The organism is Pseudomonas sp. 22082, from assembly GCF_052046055.1.
In the GTDB taxonomy this organism is placed as follows: domain Bacteria; phylum Pseudomonadota; class Gammaproteobacteria; order Pseudomonadales; family Pseudomonadaceae; genus Aquipseudomonas; species Aquipseudomonas pharyngis.
Genome location: NZ_JBQEQB010000011.1, coordinates 149617 through 173963, shown reverse-complemented (window position 1 = coordinate 173963; position 24347 = coordinate 149617). Strand labels below are relative to the sequence as shown.

Below are 24347 nucleotides of genomic sequence, written 5' to 3'. Positions count from 1 at the left end.
GGTTGGCAGATCCTGATGGTTTATGCGGTAAAGGAGCGCAGATTATGCCAATCAAGACACCTTTAGAAGCTGACTACGCAACCACCTGCCCGACCCTTCGGCTCTAGACTGAGGCGACCGAATCGACGACGAAAGGGGTGCGACATGGCGAGTCTCTGGCTGTTTTTCCTGGCGCTGGCAGTGGTCTTTCTGTTGCCCGGCCCGGACATGATTCTGCTGCTGCAGACCGGCGCTCGCCAGGGGCGCGGCGCAGCGCTGGCCACGGCGGTGGGTCTGGCCATCGCCCGAGGCTGTCATGTAGCGCTCGCGGCGTTGGGGCTGGCGGCGCTCTTCAAGGCGGCGCCGTGGACGTTCGATGCTGTGCGGATCGCCGGGGCGGCGTATTTGCTGTGGATCGGCATTCACTGCCTGCGCACCACGCTGTTGCCGGATCTGAACGCTGGCACCGTGACGGACAGTCATGCGCAGTGGTACGCGGCCATCCGCCGCGGCCTGCTGACCAATCTGCTCAATCCGAAAGCGTTACTGTTCTGCTCGGTGCTGCTGCCGCAATTCATCGTCGCGAATGGCGCGCCGGTGCTGACGCAATTTGCGCTGCTCGGTGCGATTCTGGTAGGCGCAGGTCTGCTGTTCGACAGCGCCTACGCCCTGACCGGCGCCGCGCTGGGCCGCTGGCTGAAACACAGCCCGACGGCCCAGCGAGTGCAACAGTGGCTGTTCGGCAGCCTGTTGATCGGCTTTGCCGTGCGCCTGACGTTCGTCCAGCAGGCTTAGGCTTTGCGGGCCTTGCGCTGGCGGCGGGTGATCAGCAACAACGCCACCGCAGTGAAGGCCACGATCGCTCCGATCTGCACCGGCCACTTGTACGGCCGCAGTGTCGAACGCACCGAGTCTGTCACCTGAGTGACGTAGCGCTTGTCGGCGTTTTCAAAATCCGGATAAGGGCATTGATGGCCGAAATCCACAGCCCACGGGACATATGGCCCTTCATCGACATAGCGTTTGTACAACGCGCTCTGCTCTTCCAGGCTGCTGTTCCAGCCCGCCGCCGAGCACAACACAGCGGCGAACGCCTGACTGGTGTGCGGCAGATTATCCGCCGCCCGGCTGGCCAGCGCCGTGGCGACAAACCGATAGTGATAACGCTCATCCGGCTGCGCTTCACTGGCCTTCTGACGTTGCACTTCGGCTTCGCTGACCAGCGGTCCGACTTTCAGCTCGGTGTTTTCCAGGCTGTAGTTGCCGCCGAAGGTCGCGTAATCCGGGGCCATTTCGTAGCCCAGGATGTCCATGCCCCACTCACGGGCTGTCCACGCGGCATTGAACAGTGCGCTGGCACGTTTGGTCGGCCACCACGCTGAGTCGGCCTTCAGGCGTTGCTCGCCATAGAGCCGGGCCTTGTTCTGCAGATCGGCATTGTCGAAATAACTGACCGCTTCCTTGTAGTGCCCTTCACGCAACAACCGCCGCCCCAGCAGATTGCGCAGGCTGGCGGCCACCGGCAGCGGCACGTAATTGTCGCGATCCTGCTGGCTCAGCGCGGGCGGTGCCGGCACGTTGGTATCGACATAGTTTTTCAGCTCCTCGACCGTCAGCACTCGCTCGGCCACGGTCGCAGCGTCGAACCAGTAAAGGTGCTGGCTGCGATACAACTGGTCGAAGGCCTGCAGGTACTCGCCACGTTGCAGCGCAAGGATCGCGCTCTCGCCCTCGACCCGGCATTTCGGCTGCACGGTTTCGAGATTCCAGTCGGCGGTACGCCGCTCGCCCCAGGACTCCTCCTGCGGGAACGCTTGCACAGCTTTCGCATAGGCCGCAGCTGCCGCGTTCCTGTCGCCATCGCGCACGGCCAGTTTTGCCCGCAGCCACCACGCCAGACCGCTGTCGCCAGCGTGTTCGAGGAATGCCTTGGCGCTGGCGTAATCGCCCTGTTGATAATTCATCGCCGCTAATCGATCGGCGTTATCGAGGCTGCCGCGGGTGCTTGCTTGCAGCGCTTTGACCAGCTTCTTCTCGTTCGGTGGCTCATCGCCGAACGACCAGCCGATCCGGCTGATCAGCGAGGCGGTCACCAGTTGCTGCACCGCTTCGCCGCGCAGCAATTTCGCCAGCCGATCTTCGGGCTCCTCGGCCAGTTCGTTCATCAACTGCTTCAGCGAGGTGTAACCGACGTTCGAGCCGTGCAGGTTCTGCGCGGCATAGAGCTTGATGGCGTTGTTCCAGTCACCCGCCATGCGCAGCGCCCGCGCCTCTTCGCCAAGGCTGGCCACGCCGAGTTCCAGCGGATCGCTGAAACCGTCGATGCTCAGCTGCCGCGTCTGACGGAAGGCGTCGATGGCGTTTTCCCAGGCTTCGAGCGCATCGCCCGCTTCGCTACTCATGGCAAAGAACGCCCGGCCCAGCGAATACGCGGCCCAGGTGCTGCGCAACCCACGCTGATCGGCCGGCAGCGCCAGCAACTGGCGGAAATACTCGACCGCCAATTGATGGTCACCGGCGCCGAACGCCACGGCGCCCGCCACATACAGGCGCAGTTCCGCCGGCAGGCTCGCGCCCTGCACGTCGACCTGACGCGCGTCGGTCAGGCTGCGCAGGCGTTTGACCAGCGTTTGCTGTTCAGGCGTCAGGCCGATCTGCTCGGCCTTGTCGCGCACCTCGGCGGGTTCTGGCGTCTCGGCGTAGATGTCATCCGGATTGTAGGTGGCGGCGGTGACGTTCTTCAGCCCGGCGATGGTTTTGCCGAGGCGACTGATCTCGAACCTGAAGTTGCCCTCCGGCATTTGCGCCAGCGATTGCCCGCGATCGTCGAGCAGGCGCATCGGGAAGTCCGGGCCACAGGCCAGCGCCGAGCCCAGCGGCAGGCTGAGGCTCAGGCAAAGCAGATGGCGGGGCCAGTTACGGGTCAACATGCGAACCTCCTTGATCAATATTTGCGCAACGTGCCCAACCGATCGCACGCTGCCCGCCTGCCGGCAATCGGCCGTCGCGCAGGCGGGTGAAGGTAAGCAGATCCGCCGTCTGTTGCAACGCATAACCGGCGAGCGCGTCAGCCCCTTCGCAGCCCCGGGCCTTGACGGTGATGCGGGCGGGCCAGGCGCTGTCGAGGTTACCGACGTTACGCAGGGCAATGTCTTGCAGGCCATTCTGTTCGGTAAACACCACGCCGAGATGGCGGCTCAACGCATCGCCTCGGGCGACCGCACGCAGCGTGCTCAGGCTCCAGGCTCGGCGGTCGTTGGCCAACGGCAGACGAAACCAGATCAGGCCGGCCAGATGCGCCGGGCGATCCTCGCGCAATTCATTGGCGAGTCGGCCCAGTTGTTGCGGATCGGCAAGCAATTCGCGGCGCTGGCCACCCCGTTCGAGCGGTACTTCGCTTTCCACCACCGGAGCGCCATCGACATCCGGCAACAGCGCCACGCCATAGGCCGGCAGCGCCAGATAAAACGGTTTGTCGGTCACTCGCCCCCAGGCATTGGCCCAGCGCCGCGCCTGTTCGGAGTCGAACAGGCCGCGACGCGGATCGCTGACGGCATGCACCTGCAACACACTGCTGTCGACGGTCGCCAGCAACGCCGGCAATTGCGGACTGTCGAGCCAGGCAGGTAACGCAGTGATGCTCAGGGGCAGATTGGCCGGCAATGCCGTACGCAAGTGAGCAAGGAATCCGGTGTAAGCAGGCAGGCGGGCATTGCCGGCGTCATGGTCGATCTCGATCCCGGCCAGGGTAAGTCCCTGACCTTGCCAGTCAGTGAGCACTTGGAGGATCTGCGCCGTGACCGCTTGCGGGTCGAGCGCCTTGAGCTGGCCGTCGAGGCGAATCACCGCAATCAACGGCCGGGCATCGCGTCTCAGCAACGCAGAATCGACGCGTGCCCGACTCCATCCGGCATTCGGGAACGCCTGCAACGCCAAGACCCGCAACGTCGAAAAGTCGTTGCGACTGTCATTCAGGGCAAGCTCATGGGCCGGCGTCCATTGCCGTTGCCAGACGTAAAGTTGCTGATCGAGTGGCACTGCGTCCTGTCGCTCACAAGCACACAGCAACAACACAGCCACCAGGGCGGACCACCCGATGATAAAGCGCATACCTTGCAGATCCCTGAGACATCAGGCTGCAAGGTTACACAAAAGCGTTCAGGGCTTGCGGGCAATGATGACCTGACTTTTCGCCACCACCGCATCCAGCGCCTGCTTGATCTGCGCGCCGCGCGGCGAGTCGAGCACCGCTTGCCAGGTATCGGCCCAATGGTTGAGCAGCGGATGATCCGGGTTGCTGAACTCGACCTTCGCTTCCCAGAACAGCATCATCCACATCGACCAGTAAAAGCCGTACTGACTGTGGCTGATGATCTCGAGTCCCGCCTCGCTGACCATCGCCTTGAACTGTTCTTCGCTGATGATGCGAATGTGGTTGGGCTTCTGGAAATACTCCGGCGCGGCGATGTCTTTTTGCAGGTCTTCGGAGCTGGGGTGCGGCACGCTCAGCAAATACAGCGCGCCCGACTGACCGACGCGCACCAGTTCGGCAAGGAACTGCGCCGGGTCGTCGACGTGCTCGATGACTTCAGTGGACACCACGCGAGTGGCCGTTCCATCGGCGATCGGCAGCGGATTGCAGTCGGTCACATGGCATTCGACGCTGCGCGCCGGGGTATCGCTCAGGCGCTGGCGGGTAGCCTCGACCTTGGCGCCGTCGATGTCGGCAATGATGATCTTCGCCCCGCGCATGCCGCAGAAATGCACGTTGCCACCGTCGCCACAGCCAACGTCGAGCAAGGTGTCATCGGCGGTCACCGGGAAGCCTTTGAACAGCTCACCGGTTTGCTGGTTGAACCAGCCGCTGAGCATCGCGTCGTGCAGGCCGAGCATGTAAGGGTCGACCTTGTCGGCGACCGGTGCGACAGCGTGTGCGGGGGCCGGAGCCGCCGTGAGTTTTTTCAGAAGGCTCAGCATGAGGTGGCTCCAGGGGACGAGACGACGGTTCGCGAAGTGGCGAGGCGTTTCACCAGCGTGGCGCCTCGATTGCGCATGGGCATTTCGATCAAGCGGTAATTGAGTTCGCTGAGCAGCACGATCAGGCCACCGGCAATCAGCAGTGTCAGGATCGGATGTCCCGCCGGGCTCGGTAGGCCGGCGCCCTGCAAACGAAAGATCAGTTCTCGCACCAGTTGATAGGCCGGGATGTGAATCAGGTAAATGCCGTAGGAGCGGCTGCCGATCCAGGCCATCAGCCGTTGCAGGCCACCGGCCGGCAGCAGGTAATTGCGGTCGTATGAAGCAATCCACACCAGCACGGCGCTGAGCACGGCGATCGACCCGATGCGGTAACCGGCGAAGGTGAAACGGTCGGTGGCCATGAAGCTCAGCAGCGCTCCGAAGCCGATCAGCGCGAATACTCCGGCCCATGGCCGCCGCAGGAATACCGGCTCCCAACGGCGATAACCCGGCTGCACGCTCCACATGGCCAACAGCACACCCAGCGCCAGCGCATCGGTACGAATCACCATCAGCAGCGGCGTGCGCACCGTGAACAATTGCACCGCCACCAGCGCCAGCAATGCCCACACCAGATATTTGCGGCACAGCATGATCACAAGCGGGAACAACAGGTAGAACTGCTCCTCCAGCGCCAGGCTCCAGTAGACAAAACTGCTGCCGTATTCGTAATGAAAGAACGCATCGGCAAAGCGGAAATTGGCGTACTGCAGCACCCCGGCCAACGTGGCCTGAACGTTGGCGGACCACGTCCCGAACGCGCCTGATCGATTCAGAAACACGCACGCCAGCAGCATCAACGCCAGCCACAGCCAGGCCGAGGGCAACAGACGAAACGCCCGACGCAGCCAGAAATTGCGCGTCTGCTCCCAGTATTCCTGGCGATTGCTGCAACCGCGCAGCGCCGGGATCAGGCTGCGGGCGATGACAAACCCCGAGATCGCAAAAAACAGGTCAACGCCCCACCATGGCTGCGCCCAGGCATGGATCCTTTCAAGCAGCGGCACCGGGTCGGTGAACAGGCTGCCTTGCAAGTGATGAAACAGCACGCCGAGTACCGCGACAGCGCGCAGGACTTCAATGTCCATGATCCGCTTGCCGCTCATGACACACGTCCTGCATCGAGCGGTTTGCGGGCGATGATCACCTGACTCTTGGGCATGAACCGGTCGAGCATCTGCTTGATCGCCAAACCGTCTGGCTGCGCCAGCAAGTCCTGCCAGGTTCTGGCCCAACTCTCCATCAACGGTGGATACGGCGCCTGGATCCGGTCGCGCACGGCACCGCCCAGGTCACGTCCTGCAGCCCGTTCGCTGGCCCAGAAAAAGATCATGCCCATGACCCAGAAAAATCCCGTGGCCTGACGATGCTCAATCACCAGACCGGCATCCTCAACCAATGCCGCGAAGCGCTCCGGGGTGAAGATCTGCACATGATTGGGTGACTGGTAATAACCCGCCGGGGCAATGCCCTGCTGCAAATGCTCGCCCACCGGCGCCGGCACACTGAGCAGGTACAGCGCACCGGGACGGCCCATGCGTACCAGCTCGGCCATGAACGGCTCGGGATGATCGATGTGTTCCAGCACTTCCATGCACACGACCTTGCTCGCACAGCCGTCGCTCAGCGGCAATGGCAGGCTGTTGCTGACCAGACCGAGACTGGCCTTGCGGCTCTGCGCTTCGACTTGTCGGGCGAGGTCGCGCACCTTGTCGTGCTCGCTGTCGGTGAAGATCACCGAGGCGCCCTGGCGCACGGCGAACAATGTCGCCACACCCTCGCCACACCCCACGTCGAGCAGGGTGTCGTCCGCGTCAATGACAAAGCCCTTGAGCAACTCACCACTGTCGCCGTGAAACCAGCCGTCGAGCATGGCGTCATGCAGACCCACATCCCTGGGCGACACGCCCGCGGCAACCGGTTCAGGCACGGATACCGGCGCCGGATGCGCAACTGGACGCAAACGCCTCAGCAATGCGCGGATCATGTGCCCGTGGCTTCCGTTGCAGCGACAGCGCGGAGCTCGTGCACTTGAGCGAGAAAATCGCGCAAACGCTGCTCGGCCACCGCCTGACTGCAGAACGCCTGGAGACTGGCAACGGCTTGCGCCGACATTTGCGCATAACGCCCGGGATCGTTCTTCGCCACCTCATAGCTGTCGCGATAGGCCACGCAGACCGATGCCCAGTTGGTCATGTAGCGCAACGTGCGGAACGCCTTGCGCGGATCGTGAGGCCAGGCGGTGAGTTCATCGGTGGACTCGACCAGGAACGCGTTGTCGGTACTCAGATAATCGATCATCGCCGTGGTCCGCGGCGCCACGGCCGGTTTGCCGCAGGACATGAATTCCATCAGCGGCAGGCACTGGCCCTCGCCGTAGGAAGTGTTCACCACGTAACGGGTGGCCTGCACCAGACGCTCGTAGTCGGCATCCGCGAGGTAGCCGTAAATCAGCACGATGCGGCAGCGGTAGGACTGGTTCTTGTACAGGTGATGAAGAATGTCGCCGAGCGCTTCTTCGGCATCGTGGTGCGTGAGCTTGAGCACCAGCGTCGCGTCTTCGACCTCGCGAAACGTCACGCAGAAGGCGCTGAGCATGTCTTCCCAGTTCTTGCGTCCGTCACCGGGATTGAACACCGATGTGTAGACGACACCGTCCAGCAGCAGCTCCTGCTCGCGCGCCGGCGCCTGGAAATCGATGCCCTTGCCACGGCGCAGGTGTTTCGGGCCGAACGCGTCGAGATCGAGCTGACGACTGTCGGCGACCAGCCCCTTGATCGTCAGGCGCACCGGCCCTGTCGAGGGCTGGCCCTGAAGCTGCGCGCCACGGGCCGCGAAGCGATCCCACACCGGCGCCGGCACCGCGACGATCGGGTAATCGGCGCCCATGGCCTCGCGCACGGCGTTGACCGTGTAGCTGGAATGGGTGATCGCCGCGCCGCAGGCCCGGAGCACCGTGCGCCAGTCATTGCGCGGCTCGTTGTCGAAGGGTTCGTTGGGGATGGTGCTGAATTCCCAGGCGAACACCGGCAGCGTCGGACACGCCAGGTGGATCGGCGTGCGGTGCGGCGGCGAGAACGACAGGAACACGCACGGCTCGCCACGGGCTAGGCACTCCAGGTACAGCGCATCGACTTCGCGCGCCGGGTCGACGACCTCCACCACACGACCAAGGCGTTCGAGCACCGGCCGGTATTCCTTGAGGACGAAGTAATAGCTGTACTCCGAACGCCCGAGGTTTTGCGCGATGGTGTGCTGGTTGGTTTCCGAATGAATGATGATCAGCATGAGGCGTTGTCCGTCACGGGGGCGGCATCGGCAGCCAGCGGCACGAGGCCGAAAAAGTCCGCCATGCGCCGCTGCACCGGAGCAAACGCGCAGTAGTCGTGCATGCGTTCGACAGCGGCGGCAGACATGCGCGCGTATTCCTGCGGCTGCGCCTTGGCCATCCGGTAGCTGTTCTCATAGGCGCTTTTGAGCGAAGCCCAATCCGGCCGGTAGCGCAGGGTGCGGTAAATGATGCGGGTGTCCTGGGGCCAGATCGTCAGCTCTTCGCTGGACTGCACGACGAAGGCCACGCTGTCGTCGATGTAGTCTTCCATGGCCGTGTGATCCGGGGCGATCACCGGTTTGCCGCTGGACATGAACTCCATCAACGGCAGGCACAGGCCTTCGCAGCGTGAGGCGTTCACGTAGAAACTCGCAGCCTGGTAGAGCCGTGCGTATTGCGCGTCGTCCAGATAACCGTGCATTACCAGCACCCGGCAGGCGAACGGTGTCAGTTGAGCGAGCAGGGTCATCAGTTCGCTGTAGTAGGACGCCAGATCGTTCTGCGTGATCTTCAGCACCAGCGTCGCGTCAGGCGTTTCGCGAAAGGCCCAACAGAAGGCGGTAACCAGATGATGCCAGTTCTTGCGGCCGTCCCTGGGGTTGAACACCGTCACGTAGATCACGCCTTCCACCGTGGTCTCGACCACCGAGGACGTGTCCGGCAGATCCAGCGGCGGTGGCTCGGCCACGGCCACGGCATGCGGTGCGGCAATGGCCGGCAGGCGTTTCTCGAGCCAGGCGTGTGTGCGATCCGACAGCAGATCCTGCACACCTTCCCAGTACCAGTGATGCAGGAACTTCACCCGTTCTTCACCCGCCCCCAGCCTCCACAGACGCAGATAATGGCGGGCAATGACCAGGCGGCGTTTGAACGTCAGCGGTGGCGGGCGTAGCGCCTCGATTTCAGCCAGTTGTTCGGCAGTCAGCGGCTTGGGCAACAGGTCGTCGGCAGATAACGCCAGCGTGCGACTGTCGAAAATGCAGCCCTTGATGGCCAGGGTCGCGCCGGGATTGATCGGCGCACTGACATGCTGCTCACGAATGGCGGCGAAGTTTTCCCACAAGGGCGTCGGCAGCACGAGTACCGGAAAGTCCTCGCCCATGGCGCGGCGAATCGCGCGGGCGGTGTGGCTCGACAGCGTGATGACCCGTCCCTGTCGGGCGAGCATCTGCGTCCAGTCGTGGCGCGGATCATCGTCCCATGACTCATCGGGGATCGAATCGAATTCCCATGCAATCACGCAGATCGTCGGGCATTCAAGGTCGGTCGGGGTATTTTGTGGCGGCGTGAAGGACAGGAAAACGCTGCTTTCACCGACGGCGAGCAGTTGTCGGTAGAGTGGATCAACCTCGGCGCTGGTGGACACCACATGCACTCGCCCCAGGCTTTCCAGCACCGGGCGATAGGCCTTGAGCACGAAGTAGTAGCTGTATTCGGGACGCCCCAGACTCTGGCTGATGGAGCGGTCGTTGACGTCCGAGTAGAGAATGAAATTCATGGCATCCCACGGTGCAACCGCCATCCCGGCAGCTTCACGCTATGACGGCCGAGCGTCGGATCGAACCGGCATCAGCGCGGTTCGTCCTGCATCATCGGGCACGTCTCTGTTCTTGTTTTAATGGTCGGTTTTACCCTGTCGCACGATCCTTGCGAGCAGCCGCCGGGGATCGCGACGAGGGGCATTCTAAACACATCCGTCGCGCATTCGGGAACCGCCCGGCGAGAAAAAACCGACTACTCTGACGAGAACTGACCAGTCACGATTTGCCCTGTTGAAATTGCTGCGCAATTGGCACAGATTGGCAACCAAACAACTACAACAACGACTTCACCCGTTGTCTCGGCCGGATTTTCTCTCGGTCTGACAGACATCCCCTTATAGCCTGTGGGAAGAGGTGAAAGTTAAAGACCAAGGGGTCGCTGTTTGAAAAAAAGTCTGTTCATCACGGGTCTCAGTGGATTCGTGGGACAACACATCCAGTCACGCCTCCAGGGGGAAGACGCGTCGTGGGAGCTGCTGCCTGCCGCCTCACCCTACGACCTGACAAACCCGGACAGCCTCATCGATCTGTGGCCGCAACTGCCCGATGCGGTCATTCATCTCGCCGGCCAGACCTTTGTTCCTGAAGCGTTCCGCGATCCGGCACGAACCTTCGACATCAACCTGCTCGGCACCCTGAACCTGTTGCAGGCCCTCAAGGCCCGCGGCTTCAAGGGCACGTTCCTGTATGTCAGCTCGGGCGATGTCTACGGCCAGGTCGAAGAACCCGCGCTGCCGATCACCGAACAACAACCACCCTGCCCGCGCAATCCCTATGCAGTCAGCAAGCTGTCGGCGGAGTTCCTCAGCCTGCAATGGGGGCTGAGCGAAGGCTGGCCGGTACTGGTCGCGCGGCCGTTCAACCACATCGGCACCGGGCAGAAGGAAAGCTTCGTCATCGCCAGCGCCGCGCGGCAGATCAACCGCATCAAGCAAGGGCTGCAAGCGCCGCGCCTGGAAGTCGGCGACATCGATGTCACCCGCGATTTCCTCGACGTCAGAGACGTAGTCTCGGCCTATTTCGCCCTGCTGGAAAAAGGCACGCCGGGACAGGTCTACAACATTTGCTCAGGCCATGAGCAAAGCATCCGCAGCCTCATCGAACAGATGGGCGACCTGGCCCAGGTCAAGCTGCAACTGGTTCAGGATCCGGCACGCATGCGCCGCGCGGATCAGCGTCGCGTCTGCGGCAGCCACCAACGGCTGGCCCGGACCACAGGATGGACGCCGCAAATCACTACACAACAATCCCTGCGGGCGATCCTGTCCGACTGGGAGAAGCGAGTACAACAAGAATGACAAAAAGTGCATTGATCACCGGGATCACCGGCCAGGACGGCGCGTATCTGGCCAAGCTGCTGCTCGACAAGGGTTACAAGGTTCACGGCCTTGTTGCACGGCGCAGCAGCGATTCACGCTGGCGCCTGCGGGAGATGGGCGTCGAAGCGGACATCGTCTACCTGGATGGCGACATGGCCGATGCCTGCTCGGTGCAGCGCGCGGTGATCAAGTCGGCGCCGGACGAGGTGTATAACCTGGCAGCCCAGAGCTTCGTCGCGGCCTCCTGGGACCAACCGGTGACGACCGGCATCGTCGATGGCCTGGGCGTGACCCACCTGCTCGAAGCGATCCGGCAGTTCAGCCCGCACACGCGTTTCTATCAGGCGTCCACCAGCGAAATGTTCGGTCTGATCCAGGCCGAGCAACAGGACGAGAACACCCCGTTCTACCCGCGCAGTCCTTACGGTGTGGCCAAACTCTATGGCCACTGGATCACCGTCAACTACCGCGAAAGCTTCAACCTGCACGCCAGCAGCGGCATTTTGTTCAATCATGAATCGCCCCTGCGCGGCATCGAATTCGTGACCCGCAAGGTCACCGACGCCGCCGCCCGGATCAAACAGGGCAAACAGCAGGAGCTGGCCCTGGGCAACATCGACGCCAAACGCGACTGGGGCTTTGCCGGTGATTACGTCGAGGCGATGTGGCTGATGCTGCAACAGGACAAGCCCGACGATTTCGTGGTCGCCACCGGCGTCACCACCACCGTGCGCGAGATGTGCCGCATCGCCTTCGATCACGTCGGCCTGAACTACCGGGATTACGTGAAGATCGACCCGGCGTTTTTCCGCCCGGCGGAAGTCGAAGTGCTGCTCGGCAACCCGGCCAAGGCCCAGCGCGTGCTCGGCTGGAAACCCAGGACCGACCTCGACACCCTGATTCGCATGATGATGGATGCGGACATGAAGCGCGTCGCCAAGGAGTAGGCCATGCTGATCCCCGTGATTCTGTCCGGCGGTGCCGGCACCCGTTTGTGGCCGGTGTCCCGCGAGGGCCATCCGAAGCCGTTCATGACCCTGCCCGACGGCCAGTCGCTGCTGGGCAAGACCTACCGGCGCGCCGCTGCGCTGCTGGATGGCTGGGGCGACATCGTCACGGTGACCAACCGCGAGTATTACTTCCAGAGCAAGGATCACTATCAGGCCGCGCGCCTGTCCCGGCATCGCGGGCACTTCCTGCTCGAGCCCACCGGGCGCAACACGGCCCCGGCCATCGCGGCGGCAGCGCTGTCGCTGCAAGCGCTGCACGGTGATGCGGCAATCATGGTGGTGATGCCCGCCGACCATTTGATCGTCAACGAAGACGCGCTCAAAAGCGCGGTCGAGCACGCGGTCAATCTGGCGAAGGACGGTTATCTGGTGACCTTTGGCGTGGTGCCGACCGCACCGGAAACCGGATTCGGCTACATCGAGACCGGCGCCCCGCTGAATGACCGGGGCGCGGCCAAAGTCCAGCGATTCGTGGAAAAACCCGACCTGCAGACCGCCACCCATTATCTGGAGAGCGGCAACTTCCTGTGGAATTCGGGGATGTTCTGTTTCTCCACCGCAACGGTGATCGCCGAGCTGGCGCTGCACGCCCCCGAGCTGCTGGAACAGGCCCGCGCCTGCATGGCCGCCAGCGAACCGGTGGAAACCGCTGGTTGTCTGCAACAGGAATTGTCCGCGCAGCTGTTCGCCGAAATCACCGACATTTCCATCGACTACGCACTGATGGAGCGCTCGGAAAAGGTTGTGGTGGTGCCGGCGGGTTTCGACTGGAGCGACATTGGGTCCTGGGGTGCAGTGGCCGCGCTGGTGCCGGCCGACGCCGATAACAACCGCGCCAGCGGCGAGGCGATCTTCATCGACAGCCGCAACAACTTCGTTCAAAGCGATGGCCGGCTGGTGGCCGCCGTCGGTGTGGAAGACCTGATAATCATCGACACCGCCGACGCCGTGCTGGTAGCCCATGCCGACCGTGCGCAGGATGTGCGACGCGTGGCCAAGCAGCTCAAGGACAAGTCCCACGAAGCCTATCGCCTGCACCGTACGGTCAGCCGTCCGTGGGGCACCTACACCGTGCTCGAGGAAGGCCCGCGCTTCAAGATCAAGCGCATCGTGGTCAAACCCGGCGGCAAGCTGTCGCTGCAGATGCACCATCACCGCAATGAACACTGGGTGGTGGTCGAAGGCATGGCCAAGGTCACCAACAACGGCAGCGGCACGACCCTGGTGGCGAAGAACGAATCGACGTTCATTGCCGCCGGTCACAAGCACCGTCTGGAAAACCCCGGCGTGATCGACCTGGTGATCATCGAAGTGCAAAGCGGCGAATACCTGGGAGAGGACGACATCGTCCGCTTCGAAGACCAATACGGCAGGACGGTGTGAATGCTGCTTTCCCTGTACCGCTCGCTGCACGACTACCGGGGTTTCATCCTCGGTAGCGTCAAGCGGGAGTTTCAAGCGCGGTATCGCAATTCGCTGTTCGGCGCGGTGTGGACGGTACTCAACCCGCTGTCGATGATCATCGTGTACACGGTGATCTTTTCCCACATCATGCACGCCCGTCTGCCCGGCGTGGACGACGGCATGGCCTACAGCGTCTACCTGTGCGCCGGGCTGCTGACCTGGGGCCTGTTCTCGGAAATCACCCTGCGCAGCCAGAACATGTTTCTGGAAAACGCCAACCTGCTGAAGAAAATCAGCTTCCCGCGCCTCTGCCTGCCGGTGATCGTGCTGCTCAATGCCGGAATCAACTTCGCGATCATCATCGGCCTGTTCCTCGGGTTTCTGTTGATCAGCGGACGCTGGCCGGGCATGGCATTGCTGGCACTGGTGCCGCTGCTGGCGCTGCAAGTGCTGTTCTGCGCCGGACTGGGCATGATCCTCGGCGTGCTCAACGTGTTCTTTCGCGATGTCGGGCAATTGTTCGCCATATGCCTGCAATTCTGGTTCTGGCTGACGCCGATCGTGTATCCGCTGAGCATCCTGCCCGAGTGGGTGCAGCGCCTGCTGCAACTCAATCCGCTGACCAACCTGATCGGCAGTTACCAGAACCTGTTTCTCTACGGTCAGTGGCCGGTGTGGAGTTCGCTGCTGCCGATCTTCGTGATCGGCCTGCTGCTGTGCGCGATCGGCCTGCGCCTGTTTCGTCGGCGGGTCGGGGAAATGGTGGATGAACTCTGATGGGGCACATACGCGTCACAGGCCTGGGCAAGGCCTACAAGCAGTACCCCACCCGCTGGAGTCGCCTGGCCGAATGGCTGATTCCGTTTTCGCCGATGCGTCATCGTCAGCACTGGGTGCTGCAGGACGTGAATTTTGAAATCGCTCCCGGTGAAGCGGTGGGTATTGTCGGGGTCAACGGCGCCGGCAAAAGCACCCTGCTGAAAATGATCACCGGCACCACTCAACCGACCTGCGGCCAGATTCAACTCGAGGGCCGGGTCGCGGCGCTGCTGGAACTGGGCATGGGGTTTCACCCGGACTTCACCGGCCGACAGAACGCAATCATGGCCGGGCAACTGCTGGGCATGCAGGTCGAAGACATCGAAGCCCTGATGCCGGACATCGAACGCTTTGCGGAAATCGGCGAGGCCATCGATCACCCGGTGCGCACCTACTCCAGTGGCATGCAGATGCGCCTGGCCTTCAGCGTCGCCACCGCGCGCCGCCCGGACATTCTGATCGTCGACGAAGCGCTGTCGGTGGGCGATGCCTACTTCCAGCACAAGAGCTTCGACCGCATCCGCAGCTTCCGCAAGGCCGGCACCACGCTGTTGATCGTGTCCCACGACCGCTCCGCGATCCAGTCGATCTGCGACTCGGCGATCCTGCTTGAAGGCGGCCACATGGTGATGCACGACAAGCCCGAAGCGGTCATGGATTACTACAACGCCCTGCTCGCCGAACGCGAAGGCCAGACCGTGCGCCAGGAACTGCTCGACGGCGGCCAGGTACGCACCGTGTCCGGCACCGGCGAGGCAGGGATCCTCAGCGTGCGCCTGCTCGATGAACGCGGACGCTCCATCGACGCCGCCGAAGTCGGTCAGCCGGTGACGCTGGAAGTCGAGGTGGAGATTCGCCAGGACATCGAACGGCTGGTGCTCGGCTTCATGATCAAGGATCGCCTGGGCCAGGCCATGTACGGGATCAACACCCACCGTCAGAACCAGGCGCTGGAAGACCTGCGTGCGGGTGAACGCATCACCTATCGCTTCGCCTTCGTCATGGGCCTGGGCAAGGGCAATTACTCCGTGGCCCTGAGCCTGTCGCGACTGGACTCGCACCTGGACCGCAACTTCGAATGGCGTGACTACGGCCTGGTGTTCCACGTGATCAACAACCGTCAGGAAGATTTCGTCGGCTGTTCCTGGCTGGGCGCCAGCACCTCGATCACCCGCCACGCGCACAGCCTCGCGGAGCGCGCGCCATGACCCGCCTGCTGGTTGAATGCACCCACGTGTTCAAACACCCGAAGGTCAATTCAGGGATTCAGCGGGTGGTGCGCAACGTCATCAAACAGCTGCCGCCGAGCGCCGAAGGCGTCGAATGCGTGCCGGTGGTTCTGCTCAAGGGCCAGTTGTACCGAGTGAAGCGTCTGGCGCCGCTGGATTCGCCGCTGTTCAATGCCATCGTCACGTTTGGCGAACGCCTGGAGCGGCTGGCCCATCGTTTCTGGCAACTGCATCAGCGGCTGGATACCGGTTGCCGCACAAAACTGGTACGACGCCTGTTGTACGTCGGCTATCGCCTGACCTCGTTCGGTGCATTCGGAATACCGCTGCGGCTGGTCGAGCAGGTCAATCGCTATCAATTGCCTCAACGCTGCGAACCACTGCAACACCAGACTGGCGATCATCTGGTGCTGCTGGATTCGTCCTGGCATTCGGACTTTTTCCTGCATGCCGAGCGCCTCAAACAGGAAGGCCTGGGCATCGTTGCAGTGATCTACGATCTGATTCCCCTGTCCCACCCGCAGTTCTACGACACGCGGCTGGTCGAGGTGTACAGAGAGTGGTTCGACTGGATCGCCCGTAATGCCGACGGTTTCATGGCCATCTCCGCCACTGTGCGCGATCAGCTGCGTGCAGAACTGCAACGTCGCCTTGGTTCGGCACAAGTCGGCAAACGTTGGTTCGACTACTTTCACCTCGGTTCGGAGCTGGATCTGCAGAGCGTCGAAGCCGCCGTCGAACCGCGTCTGCAAAAGCTGTTCGCAATAAAGGAGCCGGTGTTCCTGATGGTCAGCACCATCGAACCGCGCAAGAACCACGACTATCTGCTGGATGCCTTCGACCATGCCTGGGCGAACGGCTCGAACGCCCGGTTGTGCATCGCTGGGCGCATCGGCTGGAAGTGCGACGCGCTGCTGGCCCGGATTCGCCATCATCCGGAGCTGAACCGGCGCCTGTTCATGTTCAACGACTTGAGCGACACCAGCCTCGAACACGCCTACGCCCATGCCAGTGCGCTGGTGTTTCCGTCGTTCGTCGAAGGCTTTGGTCTGCCGCTGGTGGAAGCCATGCAACGCGGGCTGCCGGCGATGGGCAGCGATATCCCGGTGTTTCGCGAGATCGGCGGTGAGTTCATGGCGTATTTCGATCTGCAATCGCCACAAAGCCTCGCCGATCTGCTGCAGACCTTTGAGCGCAGCGGTCGATTCCCCGCCGCTCGCGATGTGAGTGACTGGCAATGGATCGGCTGGCGGGAAGCCAGCGCGCAACTGGCCGAGCGTACCGCGCGCCAGGTGCTGGAGGCACCTCAGGTGTCAGCGAGGCAACATGCGCATAGCCCTTAACGCCCGCATCCTCCAGGCACCGCGCACCGGCATCGGCCATTACGTGGCCGAACTGGTGAATGCCTTGCACGCTGAAACCGATATCGAGCTGGCGTTGTTCCATGGCTGGGGCTGGAGTTCGCAACTGCCGGAAGCAGCGATGCCCGGTTATTCGCGCCTGACGCCGCTGCTGCGGCAGATCCCCGGCGCCTATCAGGCGCGCCGCTGGCTGGAGCAGAAACGCTTCGATCAGGGCCCGGCGCAACCGGTCGATCTGTACCACGAACCGAGCCTGTGGCCGCTGGCCTTCGATGGCCCGACCGTGATTACCCTGCACGATCTCACGCACCTGCATTTCCCCGAGACCCAGCCGCCGGCGCGGCTGCGGGAAATCGAGCGCCGGCTCACCGAAGGCGTACGCCAGGCGCGGATCATTCTGACCGACTCGCAAGCCATCGCTGACGAGGCCCGGGAGTATTTCGGACTGCCTGCCGAGCGCTTCGTGGTCGCGCCGCTGGGTGTCGCCGAGCGTTTCAGGCCGCGCGATCCACAAGACATCGATGCGGTGCTCAAGGCCCATGCGGTCGAGTACCGGGAGTACTTCCTCTGCGTCGGCACCCTGGAGCCGCGCAAGAATCTGAACCTGGCCCTGCGCGCCCACGCGCTGTTGCCAGATCGGGTGCGCCAGCGTTTCCCGCTGTTGATCGTCGGCATGGCCGGCTGGCAGCGCGACCAGTTCAGTGATGAATTGAATCAGGCGCTGGCTTGCGGGCACGTGTGCCTGCTCGGCTACCTGCCCGATGAGCAAGTCGCGCAATTGCTGGCCGGCGCCCGGGCGCTGATTTTTCCGTCGCTGTATGAAGGTTTCGGCCTGCCGGTGCTGGAAGCGATGGCCAGCGGCACGCCAGTGGTAATCACCCGCTCTTCGGCCATGCCGGAAGTGGCGGGCGACGCCGGCAACTATATTGAAGCTGAAGATGCAGACGGCTTGCGTGATGCGATGAGCCGACTGATCGATGATCAAGCGCACTGGCAGGCATGCCGGGAAGCCGGATTGCAGCAGGCACGGCTTTTTTCCTGGAAGCGTTGCGCGCAGGCCACGGCCGGCGCCTACCACCAGGCCATGGGAGGTTGAATGCGAGTTCTTCATTTCTTCAAGACGTACCTGCCGGACTCGGTCGGCGGTATCGAGCAAGTGATCTTTCAACTCTGCGAAAGTGGCGCCCAGCACGGCATCGAAGGCCAGGTGCTGACCCTCAGCGCCAATCCAGAACCTGCGGTGGTGCGTCTCGGCCAGCATGAAGTGCATCGGGCCAAACTGGATATCCAGTTCGCCTCCACGGGTTTTTCCTGGAGCGTGTTCAAGCAGTTTCGTGAACTGGCCGCCGAAGCCGACGTAATCAACTACCACTTCCCGTGGCCGTTCATGGATCTCGTGCATTTTGCCAGCGGCGTGAACAAACCGACGGTGGTGACCTATCACTCGGACATCATTCGCCAGAAGCACCTGCTCAAACTCTATCGCCCGCTGATGAACCGCTTTCTCGCCAGCGCCGACCGGATTGTCGCGGCTTCGCCAAACTATCTGCACACCAGTGATGTGTTGCAGCAATTCCAGGACAAGACTCGCGTCATCCCCTATGGCTTGAACAAGGCCGGTTATCCACAGCCTGACGTCGAGCGCATGAACCGCTGGCGTCAGCAGCTTGGGGACAAGTTTTTCCTGTTCGTCGGGGTGATGCGCTATTACAAAGGCCTGCACATCCTGCTCGAAGCCTTGAAAGACGTGGACTATCCGGTAGTGATCGTCGGCGCCGGCCCGCTGGAGCAGGAACTGCACGCCCAGGCCGCGGCCCTGGGTCTGCGCAACATTCATTTCCTCGGGCGGCTGAGCGATGAAGACAAGGTCGCCCTGCTGCAACTGAGCTACGCCATCGTCTTCCCATCGCACCTGCGCTCGGAAGCGTTCGGCATTTCGCTGCTCGAAGGCGCGATGTACGGCAAACCGATGATCTCCAGCGAAATCGGCACCGGCACCAGCTACATCAACATCCACAACGAAACCGGACTGGTGGTGCCACCGAGTCATCCTCCGGCATTTCGCGAAGCGATGCGCACCCTGTGGGAAAACCCGGCCCGCGCCGCCGAAATGGGCCTCAAGGCTGAAGCCCGCTATCGGCAGTTATTCACAGCCGATGAAATGGGCCGCAAGTGGACCGAGCTGTATCAGGAGCTGCTGGAGGAAAAGGCGTTGTCCTACGCCTGATCCGTTACAGATCCAGCACCAGCGGCTGGGCACTCTGCGCCGGCACCGCGCAGCAAATCAGCACCTGCCCCTCCTCCGGCACTTCTGCCGGAGGCTGTGGATAATTCACCGCGCCGCTGATCAGCCGCGTCCTGCAGGTGCCGCACGAACCCCCGCGACAACTGAATTCCGGACGCAGGCCGCGACTTTCCGCCAGCTCCAGCAAACTGCCGCCATCGGGCTGCCAGCGCGCTTCCTTGGCTGAACGTTCGAACACCACCGGCACCGACGTGGTCGCAGCCGGCGGTTGTTCCATCACGATCGCGTCCGGATCGGCCTGGCGCTTGAGGGTCGAAGGGCCGAAGGTTTCGGCATGGATCTGCCCGTCCCGCACATCCAGTTCGCGCAAGATGTCATAAATACCTTGGGTAAAACCGCCGGGACCGCAGAGCACGAAGTCGACCTGATCGAAGTCCTCGTCGGTCAGCAGATTGCGCAACAGATCGCCATCGATACGGCCACGCAGGTCGAAGTCTTTTCCTTCGACCAGATCGTCTTCCGGCTGACTTAGCACTCGCAACACTTTCACGGCATCACCGGCATCCTCCAGCAACCGATCCACCTCTGCGCGGAACGGCTGGTCGGCGAGGCTGCGGGAACTCTGAACAAACAGGGTCGGACGAATCCGCCGGGTCCGCAGGCCCTGATACACCACCTCACGCAGCATCGACAGCAGCGGCGTAATGCCGACGCCGGCCGCCAACAGCACCAGTGGACGACGCTCCAGCGCCGCGACCGTGAAATGCCCTTGAGGCAAGCGCGCCTCCAGCACATCGCCCACGCGAATCTGCTCATGCAGGTGCGTCGACACCCGTCCTTCGCGCTTGACGCTGATCCGGAAAAAATCGTCCGACGGCGCGCCGGACAGGCTGTAGGTACGGATGTGCACCTCGCCATCGAGAGTGAACCGCAGCGGCAGATGCTGCCCGGCGAGAAACACCGGCAGTCCTGCGCCATCGTCCGGCTCCAGATAAATCGAGCGGATGTGACGGCTTTCCATTTCGACTTTTGCCACGCGCAACGGCCGCCAGCTGTCCCCCAATGCCTTGGCCTGCAACCGTGCATCGGCCTGGGCCCAGTTACCGGTCAGCAGGCTGGTGGGTGACATGCCGTCGAAGCGCCAGCGAAGAGCCAGCGCTGCCGGACGCCGAACCAGTTTTTCCACCTCGAAAGTCCACAACCGTTCGGCGCCCTGGAAGGCCTCGATCTGCGGCGCCTCGAGAATGATCTCGGTGCGACCGCTGAGCTGCAACACATCGCCTGTGGAAAAGTCGATGAACAGCAACCCGGCCAAGGGATTGAGCAGCAGATTGCCGAGTGTGTTGAAGTGCAGGTTGCCGGCAAAATCAGGGATCGTCAGGCGATTACCCTCGATTCGCACAAAACCGGGTTGACCGCCGCGGTGGGAAACATCCACCGAACGCTCGCCATCAACATCGACATAACTGGCGACGAAGAAAGTATCGGCGCTTTCGATCAGCGCAATGGCGGCGTCATCTAGGCTGTCACGGTGTTCGGCTTTGCGGGTCTGCGGATCGGTCAGCGGCACCCGCTGAAACTGACGCAATTGAATGTATTGCGGGCAGTTGCCGAACGATTGATCCACCGTCAGCCCGAAGCCGTTCGCGTCAAGATTATCGATGTGGCCATTGAGCCGATTGCGCCGGCGGGTGTGCAGTTCGATACCAAGCAGACCGATGGCGGCGCCGGCTTGTAACTGCGCCGGGTCATCAGCAGCCGGCAGACTGGCGAACTGCAGTTGCGTCGGCTCGGGAGAGTGAGCAAAGCCCGGTTCGCCCTCCAGCACACTGGCCCAGGGGCGACCTTCGGCATCCACCGCGCCATACAGCATGAAGGGCAATTGCTCATAGAACTGACGGTGCTGATCCGGCATCCAGGTGCGAATCACCTTACGCCCGAATTCCGCCATGCGCTCGGCAACGCCGACATGGGCCTGTAACTGTTGCTCGCCAGCGTGCCACGGTGAACGTTCCATCACGGTCTCTCCCCTGCGCCATCGGCACAGATTGAATGTCAGACGGTGGTTTGCAGGCCGGCAACGGTGCGCGGCATGCCGACAAAACCGGGCAGCGCCTCGATGCGCGAGAGCCAGGCGCGAACGTTAGCGTAGTCGTCCAGCGACACATTGCCTTCCGGTGCGTGGGCGATGTAGCTGTAGGCCGCCACGTCAGCGATGGTCGGCTCAGTACCTGCCAAATACGGGGTTTTGCCCAATTCCAGGTCCATCACCTTGAGAAAATTGTGCGCGCGGGTGATGACTTCCTCGGCGTTGAACTTCGCCCCGAACACCGTGATCAGGCGGGCGGCGGCAGGGCCGAAAGCAATCGGCCCGGCGGCAGCGGACAACCAGCGCTGCACATGCGCGGCGCCGACCGGATCGCTTGGCAGCCAGCGACCATTACCGTATTTCTGTGCCAGGTAGACGAGAATCGCGTTGGAGTCGGCGAGTACCACGCCATTGTCATCAATGGCCGGAACCTGACCAAAGCTGTTGATAGCCAGGTATGGCGCCTGTTTATGCTCGCCCTTGGCCAGATCGACAAAGATCAGCTCGGTCGGCAGTTGCAACAGTGACAACATCAGTTCGACGCGATGGGCGTGGCCGGAACGCGGGAAGTTGTAGAGTTTGATCGCTTGCATGGTCGACTCCGCTGGATGAAGGCGCCGTTCAGGGTGGACGGCGGCCGTGGGAGCCATCTTCCACCTATCGTGAAAACAACAGAATTACCAGCAAACGCAATCCATTATTTCTCTGGATGAAATAAAGCGGCATTTTTCAAGGCGGGATGCTCACGCAATGCGTTCACCATGAAGTCGACAAAACTGCGCACCCGCGCCGGCGCCTTGCGTCCGCCCTGATACACCACATGGATCGGCAACGCAGGCAGTTCGAACTCGGCGAGGACGATTTCCAGTTCGCCGGAGGCGACCTTGCCGGCCACCTGATAAGACAGCACCCGGGTCAGCCCCAGGCCCAGCGACGCCGCCGTGATCGCAGCCTGATTGGCCGTGACCACCAGACGCGGTTCCGGTTTTACGCCGATGAGTTCACCGTGTTCCATGAATGGCCAACTGCGCTGTTGACCGATGGCCGATGTCGCCACCACCGGCGCCCCTGCCAATGCCTGTGGATGGGCAGGCCGACCATGGACCGCGAAGTATTCCGGCGAGCCGCAAATCACCCGCCGTACCTCACCGACCCGGATCGCATGCTGATTGCTGTCCGGCAACTCGCCGATACGCACCGCGACGTCGATGCCCTCCTCGACCATGCTTACCACGCGGTCGAGCAACAGGGCGTTGATGGAAACGTCCGGGTATTGCGTCAGATAACGCGCCATCACCGGCGTGACGAATTGTTCACCGAATAAAACCGGCGCCGTCACCGTCAACTGCCCACGGGGCTGGGTATGACTGCCGGCAGCGGAATCCTCCGCTTCCTGCACCTCGGCGAGAATTCTCCGACAGTCTTCCAGGAAACGCAGACCGGCTTCGCTCAAATGCACGCTGCGGGTGGTACGGATCAACAACTGCGTGCCGATCCGCTGCTCCAGCGCGGCCACCGCCCGGGTCACGCTGGCTGCCGACAAACCCAGGCGCCGCGCGGCAGCGGAGAAGCCCTGCTCCTGGGCGACGATGGCGAAAACCTGCATTTCCTGGAAGCGATCCACTGTTTAACTCCTAAACCGCGGCGTTTATCCGCTGATGCAAGTCCGGGAACAGCAGTTGAGCAAACCAGATCGGCAATCCCGGATAGAGATCACGCGCCTTGGGCGTTGCACTTTCGACCAGCCCCAACTGTACGAGACTTTTCAATTGATCCGTTGCCACCCGATCGGACAATCCCGTGAAGATCTTGAAATCCGCGCGGCTCAACGTGCCTTGCGTCAGCAGAACATGCAAGGCCCGTGCGGTTTCCAGCTTGATCCCCGCCCGTTTGATCCGCTCGTCCCAAGCAAAAATGGTTTGCAACCTTTCGCGCATATTGGAGATGTTCAACGCCTGCTCTGTGTAACGCATCTGGTCGAGACAAGTTTCCAGCATGAACCCGACAAATTCGAACAAACCGGCTTGCGTCAGTTGACCACGACCATCCAGATCCCCACGACGCGGCTTGTCGGCGTTTGCCAGTCGGGCGTAATAGGACGCTTGCTGTCGAGCAAGCCCGCGGGATAAGGACCAGAGCGGCGAAACCAACCCGAGTTTCTGCAACTGGAGATGCGTCACCAGCCTGACTGTCCGTCCATTTCCGTCAACGAAAGGATGCACCCACGCCAATCGATGGTGATAAGCCATGACGGCAAGCAGTCGACTCCGTGCGTCCGGCAAACGACCGTATATCTGCTGCATTCGGTTAAGCATGGGCGATACGGATTGGCAGGGGGGGGCCGCGTGATTGCCAACGAGCACTTCCTGACCCGCCACATCCCGTAACTGACCAGGCACCAGTTGACTCCCGTCACTCAGACTCAGCTGCTCGTCGCCAGCACCGAGAAACAGACGCTTGTGCAGGCGCGCAACGAATGCCGAACTGAACAGGGTTTCCCATGACAGGTCCTTGTGCATAGTCAGCGCTCGTTCGAATGCCTGCTGCGTGCCGATGTGCGTCATAGCCAGCTCTGTGAGCTCTTTGCGGTGACGTTTTGGAGCTGTCGGAGCAAGCGTCAAAGGCTCCGTGAACTGACCTTCTATCAAGTTGCTGTAGAAACTGCTGGTGACACGCAGTAGACCGCCGACCCGTTGCAGCATGGGGGGAGAAACCATAGCGCTGAGTTTTCCAGCCTGGAAGGGCACTTGCTCGGCCAGTTGCAATATTTCACTTGGAAATACCGGCATCAGCGGCTCGAGCCAATGGTTTCCCAAGACAGATTCAGCACTCATAAAATCTCCAGAATCGCGGATTTTTTTGCGAATTCAAGATTACGCTCAAAGCCTTTATTTACCTAGCCTTGAGTAATGTAGGAGATTTCATGAATGGGTGTAGTTAGCGGATTTGTTTGCGGATTTACTGTAGGAATTTACTGCTGTGTATCTGTGTTCTGCACAAG

The 24347-nt window shown here is 62.0% G+C and carries 20 protein-coding genes; 9 read left to right on the top strand and 11 right to left on the bottom strand.

The features are described 5' to 3' along the window. Nucleotides 1–144 precede the first annotated feature (144 nt). On the top strand, nucleotides 145–774 hold the full coding sequence (locus tag ACTJK9_RS15345; protein ID WP_440814686.1) for a LysE family translocator: 630 nt from the start codon (nucleotides 145–147) through the stop codon (nucleotides 772–774). Here the strand turns inward: ACTJK9_RS15345 and ACTJK9_RS15340 are convergent. Genes ACTJK9_RS15340 through ACTJK9_RS15310 form a run of 7 tightly spaced genes read right to left on the bottom strand, consistent with a single transcriptional unit; the run spans nucleotide 771 to nucleotide 9827 of the window. Further along, nucleotides 771–2909: a hypothetical protein gene (locus ACTJK9_RS15340; protein ID WP_440814684.1), complete on the bottom strand. Its 2139-nt coding sequence runs from the start codon at nucleotides 2907–2909 to the stop codon at nucleotides 771–773. The genes ACTJK9_RS15345 and ACTJK9_RS15340 overlap by 4 nt on opposite strands. Next, entirely contained in the window at nucleotides 2896–4089 is a 1194-nt protein-coding gene (locus ACTJK9_RS15335; protein ID WP_440814681.1) for a DUF3142 domain-containing protein, read from the bottom strand. Before ACTJK9_RS15335 ends, ACTJK9_RS15340 begins: the two co-directional genes overlap by 14 nt. Nucleotides 4090–4137: 48 nt before the next feature. Then, nucleotides 4138–4956, bottom strand: coding sequence for a class I SAM-dependent methyltransferase (locus ACTJK9_RS15330; RefSeq protein WP_085612457.1), 819 nt, complete (start codon nucleotides 4954–4956; stop codon nucleotides 4138–4140). Beyond that, the gene (locus ACTJK9_RS15325) at nucleotides 4950–6104 is read right to left on the bottom strand and encodes an acyltransferase family protein (protein ID WP_440814679.1); all 1155 of its coding nucleotides are present in this window, start codon (nucleotides 6102–6104) and stop codon (nucleotides 4950–4952) included. Before ACTJK9_RS15325 ends, ACTJK9_RS15330 begins: the two co-directional genes overlap by 7 nt. Next, nucleotides 6101–6985 carry a class I SAM-dependent methyltransferase gene (locus tag ACTJK9_RS15320; RefSeq protein ID WP_221398380.1) on the bottom strand — a complete coding sequence of 295 codons (885 nt, stop codon included), beginning with the start codon at nucleotides 6983–6985 and terminating at the stop codon, nucleotides 6101–6103. The genes ACTJK9_RS15325 and ACTJK9_RS15320 overlap by 4 nt, the downstream gene beginning before the upstream one ends. Next, complete coding sequence (locus ACTJK9_RS15315) at nucleotides 6982–8286, bottom strand: glycosyltransferase (RefSeq protein ID WP_440814676.1); 1305 nt, start codon at nucleotides 8284–8286, stop codon at nucleotides 6982–6984. The genes ACTJK9_RS15320 and ACTJK9_RS15315 overlap by 4 nt, the downstream gene beginning before the upstream one ends. After that, the gene (locus ACTJK9_RS15310) at nucleotides 8280–9827 is read right to left on the bottom strand and encodes a glycosyltransferase (RefSeq protein WP_440814673.1); all 1548 of its coding nucleotides are present in this window, start codon (nucleotides 9825–9827) and stop codon (nucleotides 8280–8282) included. Before ACTJK9_RS15310 ends, ACTJK9_RS15315 begins: the two co-directional genes overlap by 7 nt. Nucleotides 9828–10253: 426 nt before the next feature. Between ACTJK9_RS15310 and ACTJK9_RS15305 the strand changes: the two genes are divergently transcribed. From ACTJK9_RS15305 to ACTJK9_RS15270, 8 genes are read left to right on the top strand one after another with little or no spacing between them, the layout of a single operon-like run. Beyond that, the gene (locus tag ACTJK9_RS15305) at nucleotides 10254–11168 is read left to right on the top strand and encodes a GDP-mannose 4,6-dehydratase (protein ID WP_085612462.1); all 915 of its coding nucleotides are present in this window, start codon (nucleotides 10254–10256) and stop codon (nucleotides 11166–11168) included. Next, nucleotides 11165–12136, top strand: a complete 972-nt coding sequence (gmd, locus tag ACTJK9_RS15300; RefSeq protein ID WP_039765008.1) for a GDP-mannose 4,6-dehydratase — start codon at nucleotides 11165–11167, stop codon at nucleotides 12134–12136. The genes ACTJK9_RS15305 and gmd overlap by 4 nt, the downstream gene beginning before the upstream one ends. Nucleotides 12137–12139: 3 nt before the next feature. After that, nucleotides 12140–13582: a mannose-1-phosphate guanylyltransferase/mannose-6-phosphate isomerase gene (locus ACTJK9_RS15295; protein WP_085612463.1), complete on the top strand. Its 1443-nt coding sequence runs from the start codon at nucleotides 12140–12142 to the stop codon at nucleotides 13580–13582. Beyond that, on the top strand, nucleotides 13583–14380 hold the full coding sequence (locus tag ACTJK9_RS15290) for an ABC transporter permease (RefSeq protein WP_440814669.1): 798 nt from the start codon (nucleotides 13583–13585) through the stop codon (nucleotides 14378–14380). It begins immediately after the preceding gene. Beyond that, entirely contained in the window at nucleotides 14380–15630 is a 1251-nt protein-coding gene (locus ACTJK9_RS15285; protein WP_085612465.1) for an ABC transporter ATP-binding protein, read from the top strand. Before ACTJK9_RS15290 ends, ACTJK9_RS15285 begins: the two co-directional genes overlap by 1 nt. After that, nucleotides 15627–16994, top strand: a complete 1368-nt coding sequence (locus tag ACTJK9_RS15280) for a glycosyltransferase family 4 protein (RefSeq protein ID WP_440814666.1) — start codon at nucleotides 15627–15629, stop codon at nucleotides 16992–16994. Before ACTJK9_RS15285 ends, ACTJK9_RS15280 begins: the two co-directional genes overlap by 4 nt. Then, nucleotides 16978–18108, top strand: coding sequence for a glycosyltransferase family 4 protein (locus ACTJK9_RS15275; protein ID WP_085612524.1), 1131 nt, complete (start codon nucleotides 16978–16980; stop codon nucleotides 18106–18108). The genes ACTJK9_RS15280 and ACTJK9_RS15275 overlap by 17 nt, the downstream gene beginning before the upstream one ends. Continuing rightward, nucleotides 18109–19239 carry a glycosyltransferase family 4 protein gene (locus ACTJK9_RS15270; RefSeq protein ID WP_064600616.1) on the top strand — a complete coding sequence of 377 codons (1131 nt, stop codon included), beginning with the start codon at nucleotides 18109–18111 and terminating at the stop codon, nucleotides 19237–19239. It begins immediately after the preceding gene. A 4-nt stretch (nucleotides 19240–19243) separates the two neighbouring features. Here the strand turns inward: ACTJK9_RS15270 and ACTJK9_RS15265 are convergent, their stop codons facing one another. The 4 genes from ACTJK9_RS15265 to ACTJK9_RS15250 all read right to left on the bottom strand — a co-directional run bounded on the left by ACTJK9_RS15265 (nucleotide 19244) and on the right by ACTJK9_RS15250 (nucleotide 24180). Further along, on the bottom strand, nucleotides 19244–21274 hold the full coding sequence (locus ACTJK9_RS15265; RefSeq protein WP_236187640.1) for a 2Fe-2S iron-sulfur cluster-binding protein: 2031 nt from the start codon (nucleotides 21272–21274) through the stop codon (nucleotides 19244–19246). A 38-nt stretch (nucleotides 21275–21312) separates the two neighbouring features. Beyond that, nucleotides 21313–21939: a glutathione S-transferase family protein gene (locus tag ACTJK9_RS15260; RefSeq protein WP_085612468.1), complete on the bottom strand. Its 627-nt coding sequence runs from the start codon at nucleotides 21937–21939 to the stop codon at nucleotides 21313–21315. A 104-nt stretch (nucleotides 21940–22043) separates the two neighbouring features. After that, on the bottom strand, nucleotides 22044–22970 hold the full coding sequence (locus tag ACTJK9_RS15255; RefSeq protein WP_085612469.1) for a LysR family transcriptional regulator: 927 nt from the start codon (nucleotides 22968–22970) through the stop codon (nucleotides 22044–22046). Nucleotides 22971–22980: 10 nt separating this feature from the next. Further along, entirely contained in the window at nucleotides 22981–24180 is a 1200-nt protein-coding gene (locus ACTJK9_RS15250) for a Fic family protein (protein ID WP_440814661.1), read from the bottom strand. Nucleotides 24181–24347 lie beyond the last annotated feature (167 nt).

Excerpts from the sequence above, each read along its gene's own strand:
- ACTJK9_RS15345 (WP_440814686.1), top strand. The coding sequence starts at position 145 with ATGGCGAGTCTCTGGCTGTTTTTCCTGGCGCTGGCAGTGGTCTTTCTG.
- ACTJK9_RS15340 (WP_440814684.1), bottom strand. The coding sequence starts at position 2,909 with ATGTTGACCCGTAACTGGCCCCGCCATCTGCTTTGCCTGAGCCTCAGC.
- ACTJK9_RS15335 (WP_440814681.1), bottom strand. The coding sequence starts at position 4,089 with ATGCGCTTTATCATCGGGTGGTCCGCCCTGGTGGCTGTGTTGTTGCTG.
- ACTJK9_RS15330 (WP_085612457.1), bottom strand. The coding sequence starts at position 4,956 with ATGCTGAGCCTTCTGAAAAAACTCACGGCGGCTCCGGCCCCCGCACAC.
- ACTJK9_RS15325 (WP_440814679.1), bottom strand. The coding sequence starts at position 6,104 with ATGAGCGGCAAGCGGATCATGGACATTGAAGTCCTGCGCGCTGTCGCG.
- ACTJK9_RS15320 (WP_221398380.1), bottom strand. The coding sequence starts at position 6,985 with ATGATCCGCGCATTGCTGAGGCGTTTGCGTCCAGTTGCGCATCCGGCG.
- ACTJK9_RS15315 (WP_440814676.1), bottom strand. The coding sequence starts at position 8,286 with ATGCTGATCATCATTCATTCGGAAACCAACCAGCACACCATCGCGCAA.
- ACTJK9_RS15310 (WP_440814673.1), bottom strand. The coding sequence starts at position 9,827 with ATGAATTTCATTCTCTACTCGGACGTCAACGACCGCTCCATCAGCCAG.
- gmd (WP_039765008.1), top strand. The coding sequence starts at position 11,165 with ATGACAAAAAGTGCATTGATCACCGGGATCACCGGCCAGGACGGCGCG.
- ACTJK9_RS15295 (WP_085612463.1), top strand. The coding sequence starts at position 12,140 with ATGCTGATCCCCGTGATTCTGTCCGGCGGTGCCGGCACCCGTTTGTGG.
- ACTJK9_RS15290 (WP_440814669.1), top strand. The coding sequence starts at position 13,583 with ATGCTGCTTTCCCTGTACCGCTCGCTGCACGACTACCGGGGTTTCATC.
- ACTJK9_RS15285 (WP_085612465.1), top strand. The coding sequence starts at position 14,380 with ATGGGGCACATACGCGTCACAGGCCTGGGCAAGGCCTACAAGCAGTAC.
- ACTJK9_RS15280 (WP_440814666.1), top strand. The coding sequence starts at position 15,627 with ATGACCCGCCTGCTGGTTGAATGCACCCACGTGTTCAAACACCCGAAG.
- ACTJK9_RS15275 (WP_085612524.1), top strand. The coding sequence starts at position 16,978 with ATGCGCATAGCCCTTAACGCCCGCATCCTCCAGGCACCGCGCACCGGC.
- ACTJK9_RS15270 (WP_064600616.1), top strand. The coding sequence starts at position 18,109 with ATGCGAGTTCTTCATTTCTTCAAGACGTACCTGCCGGACTCGGTCGGC.
- ACTJK9_RS15265 (WP_236187640.1), bottom strand. The coding sequence starts at position 21,274 with ATGGAACGTTCACCGTGGCACGCTGGCGAGCAACAGTTACAGGCCCAT.
- ACTJK9_RS15260 (WP_085612468.1), bottom strand. The coding sequence starts at position 21,939 with ATGCAAGCGATCAAACTCTACAACTTCCCGCGTTCCGGCCACGCCCAT.
- ACTJK9_RS15250 (WP_440814661.1), bottom strand. The coding sequence starts at position 24,180 with ATGAGTGCTGAATCTGTCTTGGGAAACCATTGGCTCGAGCCGCTGATG.